Here is a 19,612-nt window from a genome sequence, read left to right as displayed (position 1 = left end):
TCGATGCATCAACGACAAGGCCGCCTTCGGGCGGCCTTGTCGTATGCGCAGAGTCTGCCAGGCTCACTCGCCCGGATAGTTTTCGGAGTGACGCCCCACCAGGTTGATGGACTCCCCACCGTCCACGAACAGCACCTGCCCCGTGACGAACGCATTGTCCAACAAGTAGTACAAAGCTTGTACGAGATGCGCTGGGTTCCCCTGATGATCGACAGGAATGCCTTCGATCCGCCACTGGACATAGTCACTGCTGCGCTGCGATGCGGGCAGCACGACACCAGGGGCGATGCCATTGATACGCAGGCGAGGTGCAAACTCCAGCGCCGCCATGCGCGTCATGTCTGCCAGGCTTTTCTTGGACAGCAGGTAGGCCGCATAAGGGTACTGATGGTAAGCCACCTTGTTGTCGATGATATTGATGACCTGGCCGTGTTCGACCACCTCGGCAAAGTGGCGCGTCAATAGCAGCGGGGTAAACATATTGACCCGAAACTGAGTCTCCAGCATCGCCAGGTCTGTCTGGGCGATAGGTGCAGGCGCGTAGGCACTGGCGCTGTTGAGCAGTACGCAAAGCCCTGGGAAACGAGCCTTGGCGTGGGCAATCAACGCGTCCAGCGGGTCTTCCAGAAAGTTGCAGGGCAAGATCTCGCAATCACGCCCCTTGCTCCGGATGCGTTCCGCGACCTCTTCGGCCTCGGTTCGCGAGCTGTTGACATGCAGCGCGATATCGAAGCCCTTGTCGGCCAGCGCTTCGGAAAAGTGGCGGCCAAGGCGGGTGGCGCCACCGGTGACGAGTGCAGCAGGGTTTCCCATGGGTTGCTCCCTATACGGAAGATTATTATTGGGTGGTCAGCTGACTTTCTGCGTGTAAGCAGCGTTTGTCAATAACTTATACAGATGTTGAACATAATGCTGAAAACGCTAGGCTTGGAGGGTGCCGCTCGTTTCCCGTGGGCAAGTGGAAAAAGGCGGCGGGTACGTTTCAACAGAAACCGTCTTTCTGCTCAAGTCCCGAGGGCTTGCCATGACAGCCATAGCGTCTCATGAGTGCATCATTTCGTTAGGAACCAACATCGAGCCAGAACACCATTTTGCGCAAGCGCTGGAAATCTTGAGCCGCGAGTGTGAGCTGGTGGCCCGCTCCGAAGCTGTACGAACAGCGCCCGTGGGGTTTCAGCAGCAGCCTGACTTCCTCAACGCTGCGTTGGTCGTTCGCACCTCGCAGACCCGTGATGCCTTCAAAGCTTATCTGAGGGATGTCGAGCAGCGTCTGGGACGTGTGCGAGGACCGATCAAGTCAGGCCCGCGTACCATGGATCTGGATATCGTGGCGTGGGATGGTGAAGTGGTCGACGAAGGCTATTTCCAATATGACTATGTACGTGGACCCGTGGATGCCGTATTGGCTTCCTGCCATCGCGCTTTGGGAGGGCAAGCGCCCCAGCAGCCGTGAGGGGAGCAGTGTTGCAAGCCTTGTGGTCGTTTTGTTGCTGGACGCGCTCATGTATTGGCCAGGTCGGCCGATAATAACGTTACCCCGTACCTGTTTCGTTGACGCCTGAGGTCACGCCCTTGCTTAGCCTTGCGACCAACATCACGTCGCTGTTGGTGATGAACAATTTACGTACTAGCCAGCAGGCCATGCAGACCTCCATGCAGCGCCTGTCGTCTGGCTTGCGTATCAATAGCGCGAAGGATGACCCCGCCGGTCAGGCCATTGCCAACCGCATGGGCGCGCAGATTCGAGGCATGAACCAGGCCATTCGTAACACCAACGATGGCATCTCCATGGTGCAGACGGCGGAAGGCTCGCTGAATCTGATCAACGACAACCTGCTGCGAATCCGTGAGCTGAGCGTTCAAGCCCTCAACGGCACCAACTCTTCCGAAGACCTTGCTTCCATCCAGCTGGAAATCGACCAGCGCCTGGAAGAGATCACCCGCGTCACCGAGCAGAGTAACTTCAACGGTATTTCCCTGATCAATACGGATCAGACCCTGAACATCCAGGTAGGCGCCAATGCGGGCGATGTGATTGGCATTCGTTTTTCCGCCATGGGGCTTCAGGCGCTTGGGCTGGAAGGCTTTAGCGTGCTGGACGACGGCTCGGCCACCGACAAGCCCATGGACGTGGTGGATGAAGCCATGAAGCTGGTCGACCGCCAGCGCAGCTACCTGGGCGCCGTGCAGAACCGCTTCGAAAGCGTGATCGACGGGCTCAATACCAACATCATCAACACCTCTGCCGCCCAGTCACGCATCCAGGACGCCGATTACGCGCAGGAAGTCTCCAACCTGATTCGTGCCCAGCTGTTGCAGCAGGTCGGCATCTCCATGCTGGCTCAGGTCAACCAGCAGCCGCAGGTGATTCTGCGGCTGCTGCAAGGCTTGTAAGTCGAGATCAGTCGATGAGCCCTTGCTCTCGCGCCATGGCGTAAGCCGCTTGCGGGCCGTTCCAGAGTGACGGCAGCAGGATCAGCGAGACGGGAATCGCGGTAATCACGATGAACTGCTGCAGCGCGCCAATCTGGCCTGCGCCCATGTACAGTAGAACCGCCGCCATCATTGCCATGGCGATCCCCCAGAACGCACGCATGTAAGGGCTGGGCGCATCGTGCCCCGCTCCTACCACGGCAATGGCATAGCTCATGGAGTCGCCAGTGGTGGCCACGAAGATGGTGGTCAGCAGCAAGATGGCCATGGCCATCCAGGTGCCGCCCGGCAGTGCCTGGGCCACGGTGAGGGTAGCCACGTCGAACTGGAAGTTTTCGAGTGCCTCGGTGATATCGATCACGTCGGTCAATTGGTAGTAAATGCCGGTACCGCCCAGCAGCGTGAACCAGATGGTCGTCGCCAAGGGGGCGAGCACCGCCACCGCCAGAATCATTTCGCGTATCGTGCGCCCTCGGGAAATGCGCGCCACGAAAATCGCCATCAGCGGCGCATAGCCGATGAACCAGGCGAAGAAGAACACCGTCCACCACTGCATCCACCAGGCGGGCGCGGTGTCGGCGGTCATGGTGGCCATGGTAAAAAAGCCGCTGACATAAGCGCCCATGCTGGCCATGTAGCTATTCGTCAGAAACAGCGTGGGGCCAAAAACCACAATCACGGCACCAATCGCCAGTGCCAACAGCACATTGAAGCGGCTGAGCAGTTGGATGCCTTTGTGTACCCCACTCATGGAGGAGAGCACATAGATGGCCCCCAACACGGCCAGGATGATCAGCTGGCCTGTGTAACCTTCCGGCAGGCCGAACAGCTCATGCAGGCCGAAACTGACCTGAGTCGCCAGAAAGCCAATCGGCCCCACGGTTCCCGCCACGACACCGATCACACAGCAGGCGTCCACCACGCTGCCCAGCGGGCCGCGCATCAGGCGCTCACCGAACACCGGGTAAAGGAGCGTTCTGGGTTGAAGCGGCTGGCCCTTGACGTAATGCGCATGCGCCAATACTACCGCCGTGAGTGAACCCAGGACCGCCCAGGCCATGAACCCCCAGTGGGTAAACGACTGGGCCAAGGCACCTGCCACTGCCTCGGCAGTGCCGGGTTCGGTATCGAAGGCGGGGGGCGTGACGACAAAGTGATAGATCGGCTCGCCTGTGGCAAAAAACACCCCGCCACCGCCCAGCAAAGCGCACAGAATGATCGATACCCACTTGAAGGTGCCCATTTCTGGTGCATCCAGATTGCCGATACGCGCCTTGGCTGCCGGCGTCAGCGCCAGGCCCATGGCAATCAGGAAGGTCATCAACAGCAGCAGTTGAAAGTAGCTGCCCAGCGTAAGCGCCGTCCAGGCAAATCCTTGGCTGATGGTGCTGGCAACCCGCTCGATGTCATACAGCGAAAGTGACAGGAAGGCCACGATGAAGCCAATGCTGAGCGCCAGCACGATGGGGTCTCCAAAGGGTCGCCGTGTGGCTTCCTCGGTGGGGCGAGAAGAGTGCGTCATGTCGAATACCTGTTCGGGATCGAAGGGGGAGTAGGCAGGGCAAGAGCATGGCTTGAGCGTGCTACGGAGCAAAACCTCGGCACAAAAAAAAGCGCCATTCAATGAATGGCGCGAGGACAGGAAACTGAGCACAGTATACCGTTGGGTTAGACCAAAGTCTAACGGTTTGGCCAAAAATGTTTTCTAATGGTGCGCGGCCAATGCGTGGTGCACCATTTTGGCGCTTTCGAGGGCGCTGACTGATCCATTTGCAGGCCTAAGCTCATGAATGAAAAGTAAAAAGCAAAAGATGGCAGTGTTGCTGCAAAGCCTCTTCAATTTTGTATACAAGGTGCTCACTGCCATGCCGACTCGCTCCCGTACTGTCCGTTCCTCTTTGTTTCCGCTAGCGCTATTTGGCGCGGTGCTGATGATGCCGCTCGGCGCTGCTGCCGAGACGACCTCGATTCGCTTCCAGCTGGACTGGCGTTTTGAAGGTCCGGCAGCACCGTTTCTGATGGCAGCCGAAAAAGGCTACTTCGCCGAAGAAGGTCTGCAGGTTCAGATCGATTCGGGAAGCGGCTCTGCAGGGGCGGTGAACCGGGTGGCCTCGGGCGCCTATGAGATGGGCTTTGGCGATCTCAACGCGCTGGTCGAATTCCTTGCGGAAAACTCGGAAGGCCCCGGCATCAAGGGCGTCTATATCGTCTATGACGGCACGCCCGCGGCGGTATTTGCGCGCAAGGAGAGCGGCATCGAGAGCCCCGCTGACCTAACAGGCAAAACCATCGCCGCCCCGGCCTTCGACACCGGCTATCGCGCCTGGGGCATCTTTGCCGCTGCCAATGGGCTGGAGGCCGACGCAGTGGCGTGGCAAAACGTCGACCCTGCGCTACGCGAAACCCTGCTGACCCGGGGCGATGTCGATGCCATCACCGGCTTCTACTTCACCAGCCTGCTCAATCTGGAAGAGCGCGGCATGAGTGAAGACGAGCTGACCATCATGCCGTTCCCCGACTACGGCGTCCCGCTGTACGGCAACGCGATTCTGGTCAGTGATGCCTTTGCCGATGCCAACCCCGAGGCCTTGAAGGGCTTTCTGCGCGCCTTCAACCGTGCGCTGGGAGAGACCCTGGCAGACCCCGAAGCGGCCATCGAGTACGTGCGTAACCGCGATGGCCTGATCGATGTCGAGATGGAGACTCGCCGTTTGAAGCTGGCGTTGGAGAGCGTGGTGGATACCCCCGATGCCCGTGAATATGGCGTGGGCGGTGTGGATGACGCGCGGCTGAGCCAGGCGATTCAATTGGTGGCGGATGCTTACGATCTGCCCACGTTGCCATCCCCCGATCAGGTCTTTGACTCCCGCTACCTGCCGCCGGTAGAAGAGCGCATGCTGCTGCCGGAGGCGGAGTGATGTCGGCAGCGTTCGTCCGCTTCGATGACGTCAGCCTGGCGTACGACGGCTCGGGCAACGCCATCGAAGATATCGACCTGTCGATCCACGAAGGCGAGTTCGTCGCCTTCGTAGGGCCGTCAGGATGTGGCAAATCCACTTTCATGAAGCTGTGTACCGGCCTGCATGCCCCTACACAGGGAAGCATTCAGGTGGATGGGCTGCCCGTGACCGGGCCTTTGAAAATCACCGGCATGGCGTTCCAGAATGCCAACCTGCTGCCCTGGCGTACCACTCTGGACAACGTGCTGCTGCCGCTGGAAATCGTCGAGCCCTATCGGAAGCAGTTTCGCAAGCGCCGGGAAGAGTTCAAAGGCTGGGCTCGGGCGCTGCTCGAGACGGTGGGCCTGGCCGAGCATGAAAACAAGTACCCTTGGGAGCTGTCGGGGGGCATGCAGCAGCGGGCGTCCATCTGTCGCGCGCTGATTCATCGGCCGCGCTTGCTGATGCTGGACGAGCCCTTTGGCGCGCTGGATGCGTTCACCCGTGAAGAGCTCTGGTGCGTCTTGCGTGACCTGTGGGAGGCCCAGCGCTTTACCGTGGTGTTGGTGACCCATGACCTGCGCGAGGCCGCTTTCCTGGCCGACACCGTCTATGTCATGAGCCGTCGTCCGGGGCGCGTGATCGAGCGGCGCACCATCGAACTGCCTCGCCCTCGGGCGCTGGAAACCACTTACCAGAAACCGTTCATTGACCTGGTGCAGTCGCTGCGCGCCCAGATCGGTGAAGTGCGCAGCGCCTGAAGGAGTGCCCATGACCCATAATCGCAAGCTGGCCGAGCGGCTGGCTCCCTGGATCGCCATGGCGGGGCTGGTGGTGATCTGGGAAGTGACGGTACGCCTGTTCAACGTGCCCAGCTTTATTTTTCCCAGCGCGCTGGACACGGTTCAGGCGCTGGTGACCTACGCCGGGCCCATCGGCAAGCACTCCTGGCAAACCTTCTGGACCACGTTGATTGGCTTTGGCCTGGGCGTTGCCGTGGGGCTGTTGCTGGGCTTCATCATCGGCTCGTCGCGCTTTTTGTACAACGCCTGCTACCCGCTGCTGGTGGGGTTCAACGCCATTCCCAAGGTGGCCTTCGTGCCCATTCTGGTGGTCTGGTTCGGCATCGGCTCGGTACCGGCGATACTCACCGCTTTTCTGATCTGCTTCTTCCCCATCGTGGTGAACGTGGCCACCGGCCTGGCAACCCTGGAGCCTGAGATGGAAGATGTGTTGAGAGTGCTGGGCGCACGGCGCATCGATGTGCTGCTCAAGGTGGGCTTGCCGCGTTCGCTGCCGTACTTCTTCGCCTCGCTGAAAATCGCCATTACGCTGGCCTTCGTGGGCACGGTGGTGTCCGAGACCGTGGCCTCCAACCAGGGCATTGGCTACCTCATGATGAGCGCGGGCTCGCAGATGCGCATGGGGCTGGTATTTGCCGGGCTGCTGGTGATCAGTGCCATGGCCATGGTGATGTACGAGCTGTTCTCGCTGCTGGAAAAGCGCATGACCGCCTGGGCACACCGCGGGCAGCAGCGCCAGTAGCCGGTCAGGCTACCAGCGGTAGAGAAGCGACGCGCTGGTGGTATGGTCGGTACGCTCGCTGGCCTCTTCGGGGGGCTGGGAGTTGCGCTTGATCTCATGAGACAGGCGCAGCGACAGCCGCGAGTTCAGACGTGCCGTGAGGGCCGACAGCGAGCGCGAGGTGGTGTTCTCATGGGTGTACTCCACCGACATCTCCTGGCGTAGATCCGCGAACTGGGAGAACTCCCAGCGGTAGTCCAGCGCCGAGTAGGCCACGCCCAGCCGCTCGTTCTCATCGTCACGCAGCCGGTCATGGCGATAGCCGGGCCCTGCTTCCAGAGAAAGATAGTGGCGCTCGCCATCCACGATCTGCCGACCATAGCCGCCAATGGCGGTGAGCTGCTGATCGTAGCCCGCAAAGCGGTCTTTTTCCCAGCGGGCAAACCCAAACAGATAATGCGGGCCGTTGAAGTCATAGCGCTCCCGCCCCGCCACGAGGTACTGCTCCGCGCTGGTGTTGCCATCCTTGCTGACATTGCGCACTTCTGCCCGAAACGAGTGGGTGAAGTCGCCGGTCAGCCAGGTGAGCAGTGTTTTGCCGATCAGCGTGCGGCTGTCGGTATTGCCGGAGAGCTGGTTGAAACCAAGCTCGGCGTCGCCGCTGAAGATGGGCGCATCTTCCTGGGGCGGCGGTGGCGCATAAAAGGGGTTGGCTGCGGCAGCCCCCGCCCAGAGCGGGCAGCTGGCCAGTAACAGGTAGCGTGAAAGGTGTCGCACTTTTCTCCTCCTTGAGTGTTGCGGTGGGCAGGGAGTATATAAGCCGCTGGGTGAAAAAGCGCAAAGCCTAACGCCGCCTGGCGGTGCGTGCCATAATGACGCTCTTGCGCATCACGAGTTCCCTTATGACCGAGCCCCGCCCACGCACCCTGGCCGAACTGCAGCGCTGGCGTCGCACGCGCGCCAAGCGACGCTGGTACAAACGCAGCTTTCGCTTACAGGTCATGATCCTGGTGGGCCTGCTGCTGGCGGGTATGCTGCTGGCCCAAGGGACCTACCTGAACTACCGTAAAGCCGACATTATCACCTATCAAATGGGCGAGCGGGCGCTGGCGGTCGCCAAGACCGTGGCGGCCATGCCGCAAATCGTCGATGCCTTCTCCACGCCCGAGCCTTCCCACTTCATTCAGCCGCTGGCCGAGCGGGTGCGCCAGGAGACGGGCGCGCGCTATGTGGTAGTGGGCAACGCTCAGTCGATACGCTACTCCCACCCGGTGCCCGAGCGCATCGGCGAGCGCATGGTGGGGGATGATAATGATCAAGCGCTGATCTATGGTCAATCCTACGTGTCCGAAGCCACCGGCACCCTGGGCACCGCCATGCGCGGCAAAACGCCGATTTGGGATGAAGAGGGCAACATCATCGGCGTGGTTTCCGTCGGCTTCATGCTCGACCGCGTGGACATGGACGTGGCGCGCTACACCAAGCTGGGCTGGATACTGGTGGCCATGATGATCGTGCTCGGGTTTGCCGGCGCTTATTGGCTGTCGCAGCACCTCAAGAAGATCATTCTCGGCCTCGAACCCTACGAAATCGCCCGTCTCGCCATGGAAAAGGAAGCCATCCTGCAATCGATTCACGAAGGTATTCTGGCGGTCAATCGAGACGGCCACATTACCCTGGTGAACCAGCAGGCGCGCCGCTTTTTAGAGCTGCCCGACGAGCACGTGCTGTTGGGGCAGCCCATCCGCGAGGTAGTGCCCAATTCCCGCCTGCTGGAAGTGCTCAGACACGGTGAGCAGGAGTTCGACCAGGAAATGTGGCTGGGGGATCACCCGGTGGTGGTCAACCGCGTGCCCATCATTCACGAGGGCGAAATCGAAGGCGCCGTGGCCACCTTCCGTAGCCGCCGAGAAATCATCGACCTCTCCCAGGCGCTGACCCAGGCCAGCCGCGACGTGGACATGCTGCGCGCCCAGGCCCACGAGTTCTCCAACAAGCTCTACACCATTTCCGGGCTGCTGCAGTTGCAGCGCATCGAGGAAGCGCTGGCCCTGATTCATCAGGAAACCGAGCGTGCCCAAGCACAGATGAACTTCCTGATGCGCCATGTGGCCGATGCGGTGCTGAGCGGCACGCTGCTGGGCAAGCTGACCCGCGCCCGTGAACTGGGCGTGGTGCTGGAAATCGACGAACAAAGCTCGCTCTCCTGCCCGCTGACGCCAACGGGGCAGGAGGTCATGATGAGCGTGGTGGGCAATTTGCTGGATAATGCCTGCCATGCGGCACTGAATGGCCCCCACGCCAGCGAACCCCGGGTGCGGCTGTTCTTCACCGATTTGGGCGAACAGCTGTTGGTCGAGGTCGAAGACAATGGGGCGGGGGTCCCCGCGGAGCACGCCGGGTCGATCTTCAAGGAGGGTTTTTCGACCAAGACCGGCAAGCACCGAGGCATCGGCCTGGCACTGGTGGAACGGCTGTGTCGTCAGCACGGTGGCGCGATCACCCTGGAAGAGAGCGAGCTGGGGGGCGCCTGTTTCATTGCCGTGCTGGACCGCTCGCTGTGCGCCAGCAGCGATGGGCCTCGGCTGCCAGGCTAAGCGGTTCACGCTCATAATAACGAAGTCAACAAGAGGATGACGCATGTCTGCGACGCAATACGGCATTCTGGTCGTCGAAGACGATTTCCGCATCGCCGATATTCACCGCGCCTTCATCGAGCAAAGCGACGGCTTTTATGTGGTGGGCATGGCGCGCAACGGCAGCGAAGCCAAAGCGCTGATGGCCGAGCACGCCTCGCAAATACAGCTGATTCTGCTGGATGCCTACCTGCCCGACGTGGAAGGGCTGGAGCTTTTGTGGTCGATTCGCCGCGACCATGTGCACGTGGATATCGTCATGGTGACGGCGGCCCGTGAGGTGGAAACCATCAGCGAGGCGCTGCGTGGCGGGGTGTTCGACTACCTGATCAAGCCCATCGAAGCGGCCAGAATGAACCAGATGCTGGCGCGTTTTCGGCGCGAACGGGAGGCGCTGGCCAACCGCGCCGAGCTGAACCAGGACGAGCTGGACCACGTGCTGGCCCGGGTGACGCCCAGCGAGCCTGCACGGGCCCCTCAGCGCAGCTTGCCCAAGGGCATCGACCGCTTGACCCTGCGCCGTGTGGTGGAAGCCTTGGCAGCAGACAGCGGCGCTCTGACCGCCATGCAGGTGGCGCGTACCATGGGCGCCAGCCGCTCGACGGCACGCCGCTACCTGGAGTTTCTCGTGGCCGAGCAGGCCGTAGGCGCAGAGCTGGGTTACGGGGATGTCGGGCGACCCGAGCGGCGCTACCGCCTATTGAAGGGAGATCACGGCTGGCTCGGTACGTGAACAAAATGAACAAAACGCTCATAAAGAACAATTTGTCGTTTATGGTCACAAGCTTGTGGTGAGGAGTGGCTTTCTTCTAACGTTCGCGGTGTAACCACAATTGCCGCGTGTCGATCACCGCGCATAACAACATAATTGACTGTGGAGAACGCCCATGACCTCGCTTTCCTTCAAGCGCGCCGCTGTATTTGCTCTGCCTCTGGCAGCCCTCGCCATGACCACTGGCGTACAGGCCCAGGAGTGGACACCAAGCCGTTCCATCGAATTCGTCGCGCCTGCCAACCCAGGCGGTGGCTGGGATACGCTGGTGCGTACCGTTTCTCGCGTGTTGCAGGAAGAGCAGCTGGCAGACCGTAACTTTGCGGCCATCAACGTGCCTGGCGGCGGCGGTGCCGTGGCATGGGCGCAAATCGCCCGTGACAGCGGTAACCCGCACAAGCTGTTCGCCACCAGCCCGCCCATCATCCTGGTGCCGCTGGCAGGTGCTTCGCGCTACGACCACACGGCGTTCACGCCGGTGGCGCGTCTGATCACCGACTACTCCATCATTCTGGTGTCAGCGGATTCCGAATATCAGACCATCAATGACCTGTTCGACGCGCTGAAAGAGAACCCGCGCCTGAGCGTGGGCGGCGGCAGTGCGCCGGGCTCGATGGACCATATTTCGGTGGCTGGCCTGGCATCTGCGGCGGGTCTCGATGCCTCTACGGTGAACTATATTCCCTTCTCGGGTGGTGGCGATGCCATGACCAACCTGATGGGGGGGCATATCGAGGCGGTCATTACCGGCGCGGGTGAGTCCGTAGGTCAGCTCGGCGAAGGCAGCCAACTGCGTGCACTGGGCGTATCTGCCCCTGAGCGCCTGGGCGGCGCCCTGGCCGACGTGCCCACGTACCAAGAGCAGGGTGTGGACTACACCTTCGATATCTGGCGTGGCGTGATGGGCACCCCTGACATGCCTGCCGAAGCCGTGGCCTACTACGAAGACCTGTTTGCAGAAATGCTTGAAACCGATGGCTGGCAGCAGGCGCGTGACCAGTTGGGCTGGATCGATGCCTACCAGGACAGCGAAGAGTTTGGCGCGTTCCTGGATGAGCAGAAAGAACAGTTCAGCAGCGTCCTGAGCGACCTGGGCTTGCTGGCTCAATAACCCCCGCTTCACCGTGCTGCCCCGGGCCAGCCAGGCCCGGGGTCACTGCCTGTGACCGTAAGCGCAACCTGCGCCTTCGGAGAGACTCCCCATGACTCGATTGAACACTAACCAGTGGCTGGCCCTCGTGCTGGCGCTTCTAGCCGCCGCCTATCTAGCAATGGCCTGGCAAATTCCAACCTTTCCTCTGCCGCGCCCGGTGGATTCAGACCTGTTTCCAAAAGTGCTGGGAATTACCTTGTTATTGCTAGCAGGGCTGCTCTTCTTTGAAAAACCGGTACCGCTGGCAGGCGCTGACGAGATCGACGAAGAGGCCACCAACGGCCCGCTGCTGTTCACGCCTTGGGCGCGGGTCGTGATCACCGCCGTGGCCATCGCCGCCTATGCCTTCCTGCTGGTGCCGTTGGGCTTCGTGTTGGCATCGACGCTGCTGTGCACGGGGTTGACGGCCTATTACGGCTACCGTCGTCATGGCATCAACCTGGCGGCTTCCCTGGGGGTGGTCCTGGCGCTGTATCTCACCATGACGCGCGTCATGGATGTGTACCTGCCCACTGGCCTCTTGCCGTTCTGAATACGCCGTGCCCACGCACCTGTCGTAGTTTTTTAAGAGAGATACGCCCATGGATGCCTTGAACAACTTGATGTACGGCTTTGGCATCGCGCTCGAGCCCATCAATATCGCTTACGTCTTTGCCGGTGTGTTTGCCGGTACCATCATCGGTATGTTGCCGGGCCTTGGCCCGATCAGTGCCCTGGCGCTGATGATTCCGATCACCTTCTCTATGGACCCTGCGTCGGGCCTGATCCTGATGTCGGGCGTCTATTACGGGGCCATTTTCGGTGGCTCGACCTCTTCCATCTTGCTCAACGCACCGGGGGTGGCAGGCACGGTCGCGACCTCTTTCGATGGCTACCCCATGGCCAAGCAGGGGTTGGCGGGCAAGGCGCTGGCCATTGCCGCCTACGCGTCGTTCATTGGCGGCACGGTCTCGGTCATCTTCTTGATGCTGGTGGCGCCGCTGCTTTCCAAGGTGGCGGTCAGTTTCGGGCCACCCGAATATTTCGCGCTCATGGTGCTGGGCCTGACGGCGGTCGTCTCGCTGTCGGACAAATCGCTGGTGAAGGGCCTGATTGCGGCGGTGATCGGCATCATGATCTCGATCGTCGGTATCGACATGCAAACCGGCACCGAGCGCTACACCTTTGGCTCGATTCAGCTGCTCGACGGCATCGACTTCCTGGTCGTGGCGCTGGGTATCTTCGCCCTGGCGGAAGTGTTCTACATGCTGCTGCGCGGGGGCGGTGGCAAGGAAGTGCCGCGTAACGCCATCGGTTCGCTCAAGCTGAGCGGCAGTGAAGTGAAGCAAATTGCAGGCCCCATCAGCCGTAGCTCGGTACTGGGCTTCTTTACCGGCGTACTGCCGGGGGCCGGTGCCACCATTGGTTCTTTCCTGGGCTACAGCATGGAAAAACGCCTGGCCAAGGATGGTGACACCTTCGGCAAGGGCAACATCAAGGGCGTGGCAGCTCCCGAAGCGGCCAACAACGCCGCCTGTACCGGCTCGTTCGTACCACTGCTGACCCTGGGTGTGCCTGGCTCGGGCACCACGGCGGTGCTGCTGGGTGCGCTGCTGGTCATGGGCGTGACGCCTGGCCCCATGATGCTGGAGCAGCGCCCGGACGTGTTCTGGGGGGTCATTGCCAGTATGTACATCGGTAATATTTTCCTGCTGGTACTCAACTTGCCGCTGATTCCGCTGATCGCCAAGATTCTCGATATGCCGCGTCCGCTGCTGCTCTCGATGATCCTGATCTTCTGCATGATCGGTGTCTACGGCATGAGCTTCAGCGTCTTCGACCTGCTGCTGCTGCTGGGCTTCGGTTTGATCGGCCTGGGCTTGCGCCTGTTCGGCTTCCCCACGGCGCCGCTGATTCTGGCGCTGATCCTGGGCAGCCTGATGGAAGAGTCCATGCGCCGCGCACTGCAGATTTCCGGCGGTGACTGGTCCATCTTCATCGACAAGCCCATTTCACTGTCGCTGCTGATCATTGCGGCCCTGTCGCTGGGCATGCCGCTGCTGAAAAAGCGCCGCAAGCAGAAGGCCATGGCCGCCAAATAAGCGATTGTCTGGTGGTGTGATGGAGTGAGTTTTGGCGTTGTCAGCGCCCGGGGGAAACCCCGGGCGCTTTTTTGTGTGCGTGCACCCCTCTTTGGTGCAAGGCGCTTTGGTGGTGCATGACAACTGTGCATGGCGCCTCTCTGCTTGCCCTGAATTAGTGCGCCTGGCGCAATGCGAGTTTTTTTGAGTATCGCTAACTGTCTGATTGTCATTGTCTTAATAGGCTTTGATTCAATCTGGCGCACCCCTTGCAGTGTGAAAGGTGGATTAGCCCACGGCGGGTGAATGCCCGCTCAACGCGCCTATAACAAGCCCCTTCCAAGGGGTGCAAGGAGGTTCAAGTGACCACATCGCAACGCAAGATACACCCTCGTACCCTTGGCCGTTTCGCCACGGCCGCCCTGGCCGCCGCCATCATGGGCGCCAGCGCCCAGGCCGTTGCCCAGGACAACGACCCGATCAAGGTGGGTATTCTGCACTCCCTCTCCGGCACCATGGCGATCAGCGAATCGACCCTGAAAGACACCGTCGAAATGCTCATCGAACAGCAGAACGAAGCTGGTGGCCTGTTGGGGCGTCAGTTGGAAGCCGTGGTGGTCGACCCCGCTTCCAACTGGCCGCTGTTTGCCGAGCGTGCCCGCGAGCTGCTGGCCCAGCATGAGGTAGACGTGGTGTTCGGTAACTGGACCTCGGTATCCCGCAAGGCGGTACTGCCGGTGTTCGAAGAGCTGAACGGCCTGCTGTTCTACCCGGTACAGTACGAAGGGGAAGAGTCTTCCGAGAACGTCTTCTACACCGGCGCGGCACCCAACCAGCAGGCCATTCCTGCGGTGGAGTACCTGATCAACGAAGTCGGGATCGAGCGTTTTGCGCTGATCGGCACCGACTACGTCTACCCGCGTACCACCAACCGGATTCTGGAAGCCTTCCTGAAGGATGAGCACGGGGTGGCCGAAGAAGACATCATGGTCAACTACACCCCGTTCGGCCATTCGGACTGGCAGAACATCGTCTCTGAAATCCGTCGTTTTGGTGAAGAGGGCAAACCCACGGCGGTGGTCTCCACCATCAACGGCGATGCCAACGTGCCGTTCTATCGTGAGCTGGCCAACCAGGGGATCGATGCTGCGGATATTCCCGTCATTGCCTTCTCGGTGGGTGAGCAGGAGCTGTCCGGTATCGATACCGGGCCGCTGGTGGGCCACCTGGCCGCCTGGAACTACTTCATGAGCGTGGACACCGACGCCAACTACGACTTCATCGACGCCTGGATCGACTGGACAGGCGATGAAGAAGCGGTCACCAACGACCCCATGGAAGCCCACTACATCGGCTTCAACATGTGGGCCGAAGCGGTGCGCAAGGCAGGCACCACCGATGTGGACGCGGTGAAAGATGCGATCATCGGCGTGACCGTGCCTAACCTTTCCGGTGGCTATGCCGCCATGATGCCCAACCACCACATCACCAAGCCGGTGTTGATCGGTGAAGTGCAGGATAACGGCCAGTTCGACATCGTCTGGCAAACGCCGTCCACCGTGGCAGGCGATGCCTGGTCGGACTTCCTGCCGGGTTCTCGCGACCTGATTGCTGACTGGCGTGCACCGATGCGCTGCGGCAACTTCAACGTCGCCAACGGTTCGTGCGGTGGCAGCACCGCAGCAGAAGAAGCCGAAGCGGCACTCGCCGAGTAACACTCTTCCCTTGCTGCGACCCGTCGCAGCAAGGGAGCACGCTACCTCTCCCCATTGATGATGACCAAAGGAAGAACCCCATGAGGCGTTTCCTTTCTGGGGTGTTGTGTCTGTTGCTGCTCAGCATGGCGACGTTGTCGCAGGCACAAACCCCCACCACACCTTCTGATGACGACGCGGCACTGGCGCTGCTGGAAGCGCTGGACGTGGAGAACTTCCGCGCAAAAGGCGACGCGATTACGGCCATTTTGCAAAGCGACGACGAGCGCGCCAGAGATTGGCTGCAAGCCTTGCTCGATGGCCGCCTGCAGCGCACCAGCGAGGGTCGCTTCGTCGTGGTGTTGAACAACACCGGGCGTGACTGGCCCGTGGCCGATGCCTTGACCGAAGAGCCGCTGGGCGAGATGTCCCGCCGCGACCTCAACCGCATCGGCATCAACAACGCCCTGCGCAACCAACTGCGCAGCGCCATCGCCGTGGTCGACCTCTACTCCCCCAACGTGGAACGCCGCCGTACCTCCGCCGAGCGCCTGTTGGGCGAAGTGGACGAGACGCTGGCCGAGCCTCTGGAAGCGCTGATTGCCGAAGAAGAGGATAGCCAGGTGCAGCGCCGGTTAGCGCAGGCACTGGCCATTTATCAAACCGAAGCGGGCCAGATGGAAGGCGTGGAAGCGCTGCGTGGCAGCCTGCATCCGCGTGCCCGTGTGGCGCTCAATCGCGCGGCCAATGGCGATGACCCGGTGGTCGCCGACGCGGCCAGAGAGGCGCTCCTCAGCATCGAGCAAAACCTCAAGCTCAATCGTGGCCTCGAAACGCTCTACTTTGGCCTGAGCCTGGGGTCGGTACTGGTGCTGGCGGCCATCGGCCTGGCCATCACCTTTGGTGTCATGGGCGTGATCAACATGGCCCACGGCGAGCTGATGATGCTGGGCGCCTATACCACCTGGATGATGCAGCAACTGCTGCCGGGCCAGCCGGGGCTGGCGCTGATTCTTTCCATTCCGGCGGGCTTCATGGTGGCTGCCCTGGTGGGCATTGCCATCGAACGGGGCGTGATCCAGTTCCTCAAGGGCCGCCCGCTGGAAACGCTGCTGGCCACGTTCGGCATCAGCCTGATTCTGCAGCAGCTGGTGCGCACGGTGATCTCTCCGCTCAACCGCACCGTGGTGACGCCCGAGTGGATGAGCGGCTCGCTGGTGATCAACGATGCGCTCTCGCTGACCCTCAACCGCATGTTCGTGCTCGGCTTTGCGCTGGTGGTGTTTGCTGGGCTGATGCTGATCATGCGCCGCACGCGGCTGGGGCTCGAAGTGCGCGCCGTGACCCAGAACCGCGCCATGGCACGCTCCATGGGCATCCGGGCCACTCGGGTGGACATCATGACCTTCGCGCTGGGTTCCGGCGTGGCGGGGCTGGCCGGTGTGGCGCTGTCGCAGCTCACCAACGTCGGCCCCAACCTGGGCCAGAACTACATCATCGACTCGTTCATGGTGGTGGTGTTCGGTGGCGTGGGTAATCTGTGGGGCACGCTGGTGGCGGGGCTTTCACTGGGTATCATCAACCAGGTGCTGGAGCCTTGGGCGGGTGCCGTGCTGGCCAAGATCATCGTGCTGGTGTTCATCATCCTGTTCATTCAAAAACGCCCGCGTGGACTCTTCCCGCAGAAGGGCCGGGCTGCGGAGGGCTAACCCATCATGATGACATCATCTTCTCAACGGTTCTGGCTGCTCCGCCCGTTCGGCGAACGGGCCACTCAGCTCTTTCTCGGCGTGCTGCTGGCCGCCCTGGTGCTGGTCACCGTACTGCACGTGGCAGTGCCGCAAGGGCATCCGCTGCATGTCAACGCCTACACCGTGAACCTGTTCGGCAAGTACCTGAGCTATGCGCTGCTGGCCGTGGCGGTGGACCTGGTGTGGGGCTATCTGGGCATTCTGAGCCTGGGCCACGGGGCGTTCTTCGCCATTGGCGGCTACGCCATGGGCATGTACCTGATGCGCCAGATTGGCGACCGTGGCACCTATGGCCATCCGGTTCTGCCCGACTTCATGGTGTTTCTGAACTGGGACAGCCTGCCCTGGTACTGGCTGGGCTTCGATATGGCCTGGTTCGCCTTTGCCATGGTGCTGCTGGCCCCTGGCCTGCTGGCGCTGGTGTTCGGCTTCCTGGCGTTCCGTTCGCGGGTGACCGGGGTGTATCTGTCGATCATCACCCAGGCGCTGACGTTTGCCCTGATGCTGGCTTTCTTCCGCAACGAGATGGGCTTCGGCGGCAACAATGGCCTCACCGATTTCCGTGAGCTGCTGGGCTTCAACCTGCGCAGCAACGACACGCGGCTGGGGCTGTTCATTGCCACTGGGGTGGCGCTGGCGCTGGGCTACATCCTGTGCCGTGCCATTGTCACCAGCAAGCTGGGCCGCGTGTGCGTGGCCACCCGCGATGCCGAAGCGCGTACGCGTTTCATCGGCTACCGGGTCGAACGCTTCCAGCTGTTCGTGTTCGTGGTCTCGGCCATGCTGGCGGGCCTGGCGGGGGCGCTTTATGTGCCTCAGGTAGGCATCATCAACCCTAGCGAATTCTCGCCGCTGTTCTCCATCGAAATCGTGCTCTGGGTAGCACTGGGTGGGCGAGCCACGCTGTACGGTGCCGTCATTGGGGCGATTCTGGTCAACTACGCCAAAACCGTGTTTACCGGGGTCATGCCGGACGCCTGGCTGTTTGCCCTGGGCGCGCTGTTCGTACTGGTCACGGTCTTCCTGCCCAAGGGCGTCGCGGGTCTTTTGAGCCACGTGAAGCGCCGTCGCAAAGCCGAACAACCGCCTACGGAGGCTGCAGCATGAGCCTGATACAATCGCTGAAAGCACGCGACCGAGTGTTCGACTTCATGGCGGGGGAAGCCTCGCCGGTGGACGTTCGCCACGGCCCGATTCTGTACATGGAAGACGTGACGGTGAGCTTCGATGGCTTCAAGGCCATCAATAACCTCAACCTGACCATCGACGACGGCGAATTGCGCTGCATCATCGGCCCCAACGGGGCCGGTAAAACCACCATGATGGACATCATCACCGGCAAGACCCGCCCCAACCAGGGCAGCGTCTGGTTCGGCAGCCGCCATAACCTGCTGCAAATGAACGAGCCGGAAATCGCCAGCCTCGGCATTGGCCGCAAGTTCCAGAAGCCCACGGTGTTCGAAGCGCTCAGCGTGTTCGACAATCTGGAGCTGGCCATGGCCGCCGACAAGCGCATCTTTCCCACGCTGACCGCCCGCATGACCAGCGAGATCAGCGACCGCATCGACGACGTGCTGGACACCATCGGCCTGACCGCGCTGCGCTTCCAGCCCGCCGGGATTCTTTCCCACGGCCAGAAGCAGTGGCTGGAGATCGGCATGCTGCTGATGCAGCGCCCGCGCCTGTTGCTGGTGGACGAGCCGGTGGCCGGGATGACCGAGCAGGAGATGGAGCGCACCGCCGAGCTGCTTACGGGGCTGGCTGGCAAACAGTCGGTGGTGGTGGTGGAGCACGACATGGGCTTTGTACGCTCGATTGCGCGCAAGGTGACCGTGCTGCACCAGGGCAGCGTGCTGGCCGAAGGCAGCATGGATCAGGTCTCCAATGACCCGAAAGTGGTCGAAGTGTACCTGGGCGCGGACGAGGAGGAGATGGCCTGATGCTGACCGTCGACAAGTTGAACCAGTTCTACGGCGAAAGCCACACCCTGTGGGATCTGGACCTGGAGGTGCCTGCCGGGCAGTGCACCTGCGTGATGGGCCGCAACGGGGTGGGTAAAACCACCCTGATGAAAGCCATCATGGGGGAAGTGGCGGTGAAGAGCGGCCAGCTGCGCTACCAGGGCAATGATGGCGAGATCGAACTCACCAAAAAAGCCGTGGAGGCGCGCTCGCGCCTGGGCATCGGTTTCGTGCCCCAAGGGCGGCAGATTTTCCCGCTGCTGACGGTGGAGGAGAACCTGCGCACCGGGCTGGCCGCTCGGGGCGACGGGCTGAAGAAAATTCCCGAGCGCATTTACGAGCTGTTTCCGGTGCTCAAGGAGATGAAACACCGCCGTGGCGGCGATTTGTCCGGTGGGCAACAGCAGCAGCTCGCCATTGGCCGCGCGCTGGTGATCGAACCGAAACTGCTGATTCTGGACGAGCCCGGCGAGGGCATTCAGCCCAATATCGTCGCCCAGATTGGTCAGGTGATTCGCCAACTGATCAAAGAAGACGGCCTGACGGTGCTGCTGGTAGAGCAGAAGCTACCCTTCGCCCGCAAATACGCCGATCGCTTCGTGATCATGGACCGCGGCCGCCCGGTGGCCAAAGGCGATATCAGCGAACTCTCCAACGAACTGATCAAACAGCATTTGACGGTTTGAGTT

At 61.3% G+C, this 19,612-nt stretch carries 18 protein-coding genes; 15 read left to right on the top strand and 3 right to left on the bottom strand.

Features of this window, described 5'->3' with window-relative positions:
* Positions 1–63: 63 nt before the first annotated feature.
* A complete protein-coding gene (locus IE091_RS10490) occupies positions 64–813 on the bottom strand; it encodes an SDR family oxidoreductase (protein WP_039178643.1) in 750 nt (249 codons plus the stop codon).
* Positions 814–1,024: 211 nt separating this feature from the next.
* Here IE091_RS10490 and folK point away from each other — a divergent pair, with 211 nt between their 5' ends.
* Complete coding sequence (gene folK / locus IE091_RS10485; protein ID WP_039178640.1) at positions 1,025–1,453, top strand: 2-amino-4-hydroxy-6-hydroxymethyldihydropteridine diphosphokinase; 429 nt, start codon at positions 1,025–1,027, stop codon at positions 1,451–1,453.
* Positions 1,454–1,572: 119 nt separating this feature from the next.
* Positions 1,573–2,394, top strand: a complete 822-nt coding sequence (locus IE091_RS10480) for a flagellin N-terminal helical domain-containing protein (protein ID WP_189463609.1) — start codon at positions 1,573–1,575, stop codon at positions 2,392–2,394.
* A 7-nt stretch (positions 2,395–2,401) separates the two neighbouring features.
* On the opposite strand, the gene IE091_RS10475 is transcribed toward IE091_RS10480, so the two are convergent.
* Positions 2,402–3,955 (bottom strand): BCCT family transporter, encoded by a 1,554-nt coding sequence (locus IE091_RS10475; RefSeq protein WP_039178637.1) that lies wholly within the window; start codon positions 3,953–3,955, stop codon positions 2,402–2,404.
* A 343-nt stretch (positions 3,956–4,298) separates the two neighbouring features.
* Between IE091_RS10475 and IE091_RS10470 the strand changes: the two genes are divergently transcribed.
* Genes IE091_RS10470 through IE091_RS10460 form a run of 3 tightly spaced genes read left to right on the top strand, consistent with a single transcriptional unit; the run spans position 4,299 to position 6,917 of the window.
* The gene (locus tag IE091_RS10470) at positions 4,299–5,351 is read left to right on the top strand and encodes an ABC transporter substrate-binding protein (protein ID WP_229800814.1); all 1,053 of its coding nucleotides are present in this window, start codon (positions 4,299–4,301) and stop codon (positions 5,349–5,351) included.
* Positions 5,351–6,133 (top strand): ABC transporter ATP-binding protein, encoded by a 783-nt coding sequence (locus tag IE091_RS10465; protein ID WP_081135912.1) that lies wholly within the window; start codon positions 5,351–5,353, stop codon positions 6,131–6,133. Before IE091_RS10470 ends, IE091_RS10465 begins: the two co-directional genes overlap by 1 nt.
* A 10-nt stretch (positions 6,134–6,143) precedes the next feature.
* Positions 6,144–6,917 carry an ABC transporter permease gene (locus tag IE091_RS10460; RefSeq protein WP_096921845.1) on the top strand — a complete coding sequence of 258 codons (774 nt, stop codon included), beginning with the start codon at positions 6,144–6,146 and terminating at the stop codon, positions 6,915–6,917.
* Positions 6,918–6,926: 9 nt separating this feature from the next.
* Here IE091_RS10460 and IE091_RS10455 read toward each other — a convergent pair whose 3' ends face one another.
* The gene (locus tag IE091_RS10455; protein ID WP_081135913.1) at positions 6,927–7,673 is read right to left on the bottom strand and encodes a DUF481 domain-containing protein; all 747 of its coding nucleotides are present in this window, start codon (positions 7,671–7,673) and stop codon (positions 6,927–6,929) included.
* Between the two features lie 125 nt (positions 7,674–7,798).
* Here IE091_RS10455 and IE091_RS10450 point away from each other — a divergent pair, with 125 nt between their 5' ends.
* From IE091_RS10450 to urtE, 10 genes are all read left to right on the top strand, one after another.
* A complete protein-coding gene (locus tag IE091_RS10450; protein WP_189463607.1) occupies positions 7,799–9,493 on the top strand; it encodes an ATP-binding protein in 1,695 nt (564 codons plus the stop codon).
* Positions 9,494–9,536: 43 nt separating this feature from the next.
* Positions 9,537–10,265: a response regulator gene (locus IE091_RS10445; protein WP_189463606.1), complete on the top strand. Its 729-nt coding sequence runs from the start codon at positions 9,537–9,539 to the stop codon at positions 10,263–10,265.
* 154 nt (positions 10,266–10,419) lie between these two features.
* Positions 10,420–11,415, top strand: coding sequence for a Bug family tripartite tricarboxylate transporter substrate binding protein (locus tag IE091_RS10440; RefSeq protein ID WP_039178623.1), 996 nt, complete (start codon positions 10,420–10,422; stop codon positions 11,413–11,415).
* Positions 11,416–11,506: 91 nt separating this feature from the next.
* Complete coding sequence (locus IE091_RS10435) at positions 11,507–11,989, top strand: tripartite tricarboxylate transporter TctB family protein (RefSeq protein WP_039178620.1); 483 nt, start codon at positions 11,507–11,509, stop codon at positions 11,987–11,989.
* Positions 11,990–12,038: 49 nt separating this feature from the next.
* Positions 12,039–13,538 (top strand): tripartite tricarboxylate transporter permease, encoded by a 1,500-nt coding sequence (locus IE091_RS10430; protein WP_039178617.1) that lies wholly within the window; start codon positions 12,039–12,041, stop codon positions 13,536–13,538.
* A 341-nt stretch (positions 13,539–13,879) separates the two neighbouring features.
* Complete coding sequence (gene urtA / locus IE091_RS10425) at positions 13,880–15,232, top strand: urea ABC transporter substrate-binding protein (RefSeq protein ID WP_189463605.1); 1,353 nt, start codon at positions 13,880–13,882, stop codon at positions 15,230–15,232.
* Between the two features lie 80 nt (positions 15,233–15,312).
* Positions 15,313–16,920: an urea ABC transporter permease subunit UrtB gene (gene urtB / locus IE091_RS10420; protein ID WP_039178610.1), complete on the top strand. Its 1,608-nt coding sequence runs from the start codon at positions 15,313–15,315 to the stop codon at positions 16,918–16,920.
* A 6-nt stretch (positions 16,921–16,926) separates the two neighbouring features.
* The gene (gene urtC, locus IE091_RS10415) at positions 16,927–18,069 is read left to right on the top strand and encodes an urea ABC transporter permease subunit UrtC (protein WP_016915369.1); all 1,143 of its coding nucleotides are present in this window, start codon (positions 16,927–16,929) and stop codon (positions 18,067–18,069) included.
* Positions 18,066–18,902 carry an urea ABC transporter ATP-binding protein UrtD gene (gene urtD, locus IE091_RS10410; RefSeq protein ID WP_016915368.1) on the top strand — a complete coding sequence of 279 codons (837 nt, stop codon included), beginning with the start codon at positions 18,066–18,068 and terminating at the stop codon, positions 18,900–18,902. Before urtC ends, urtD begins: the two co-directional genes overlap by 4 nt.
* Positions 18,902–19,609, top strand: a complete 708-nt coding sequence (urtE, locus tag IE091_RS10405) for an urea ABC transporter ATP-binding subunit UrtE (protein ID WP_039178604.1) — start codon at positions 18,902–18,904, stop codon at positions 19,607–19,609. The genes urtD and urtE overlap by 1 nt, the downstream gene beginning before the upstream one ends.
* Positions 19,610–19,612: the final 3 nt, after the last annotated feature.

The organism is Vreelandella hamiltonii, assembly GCF_014651775.1.
GTDB lineage: Bacteria > Pseudomonadota > Gammaproteobacteria > Pseudomonadales > Halomonadaceae > Vreelandella > Vreelandella hamiltonii.
Note: the sequence above shows the minus strand (reverse complement) of the source record. Positions and strands in the feature narration are given on the sequence as shown.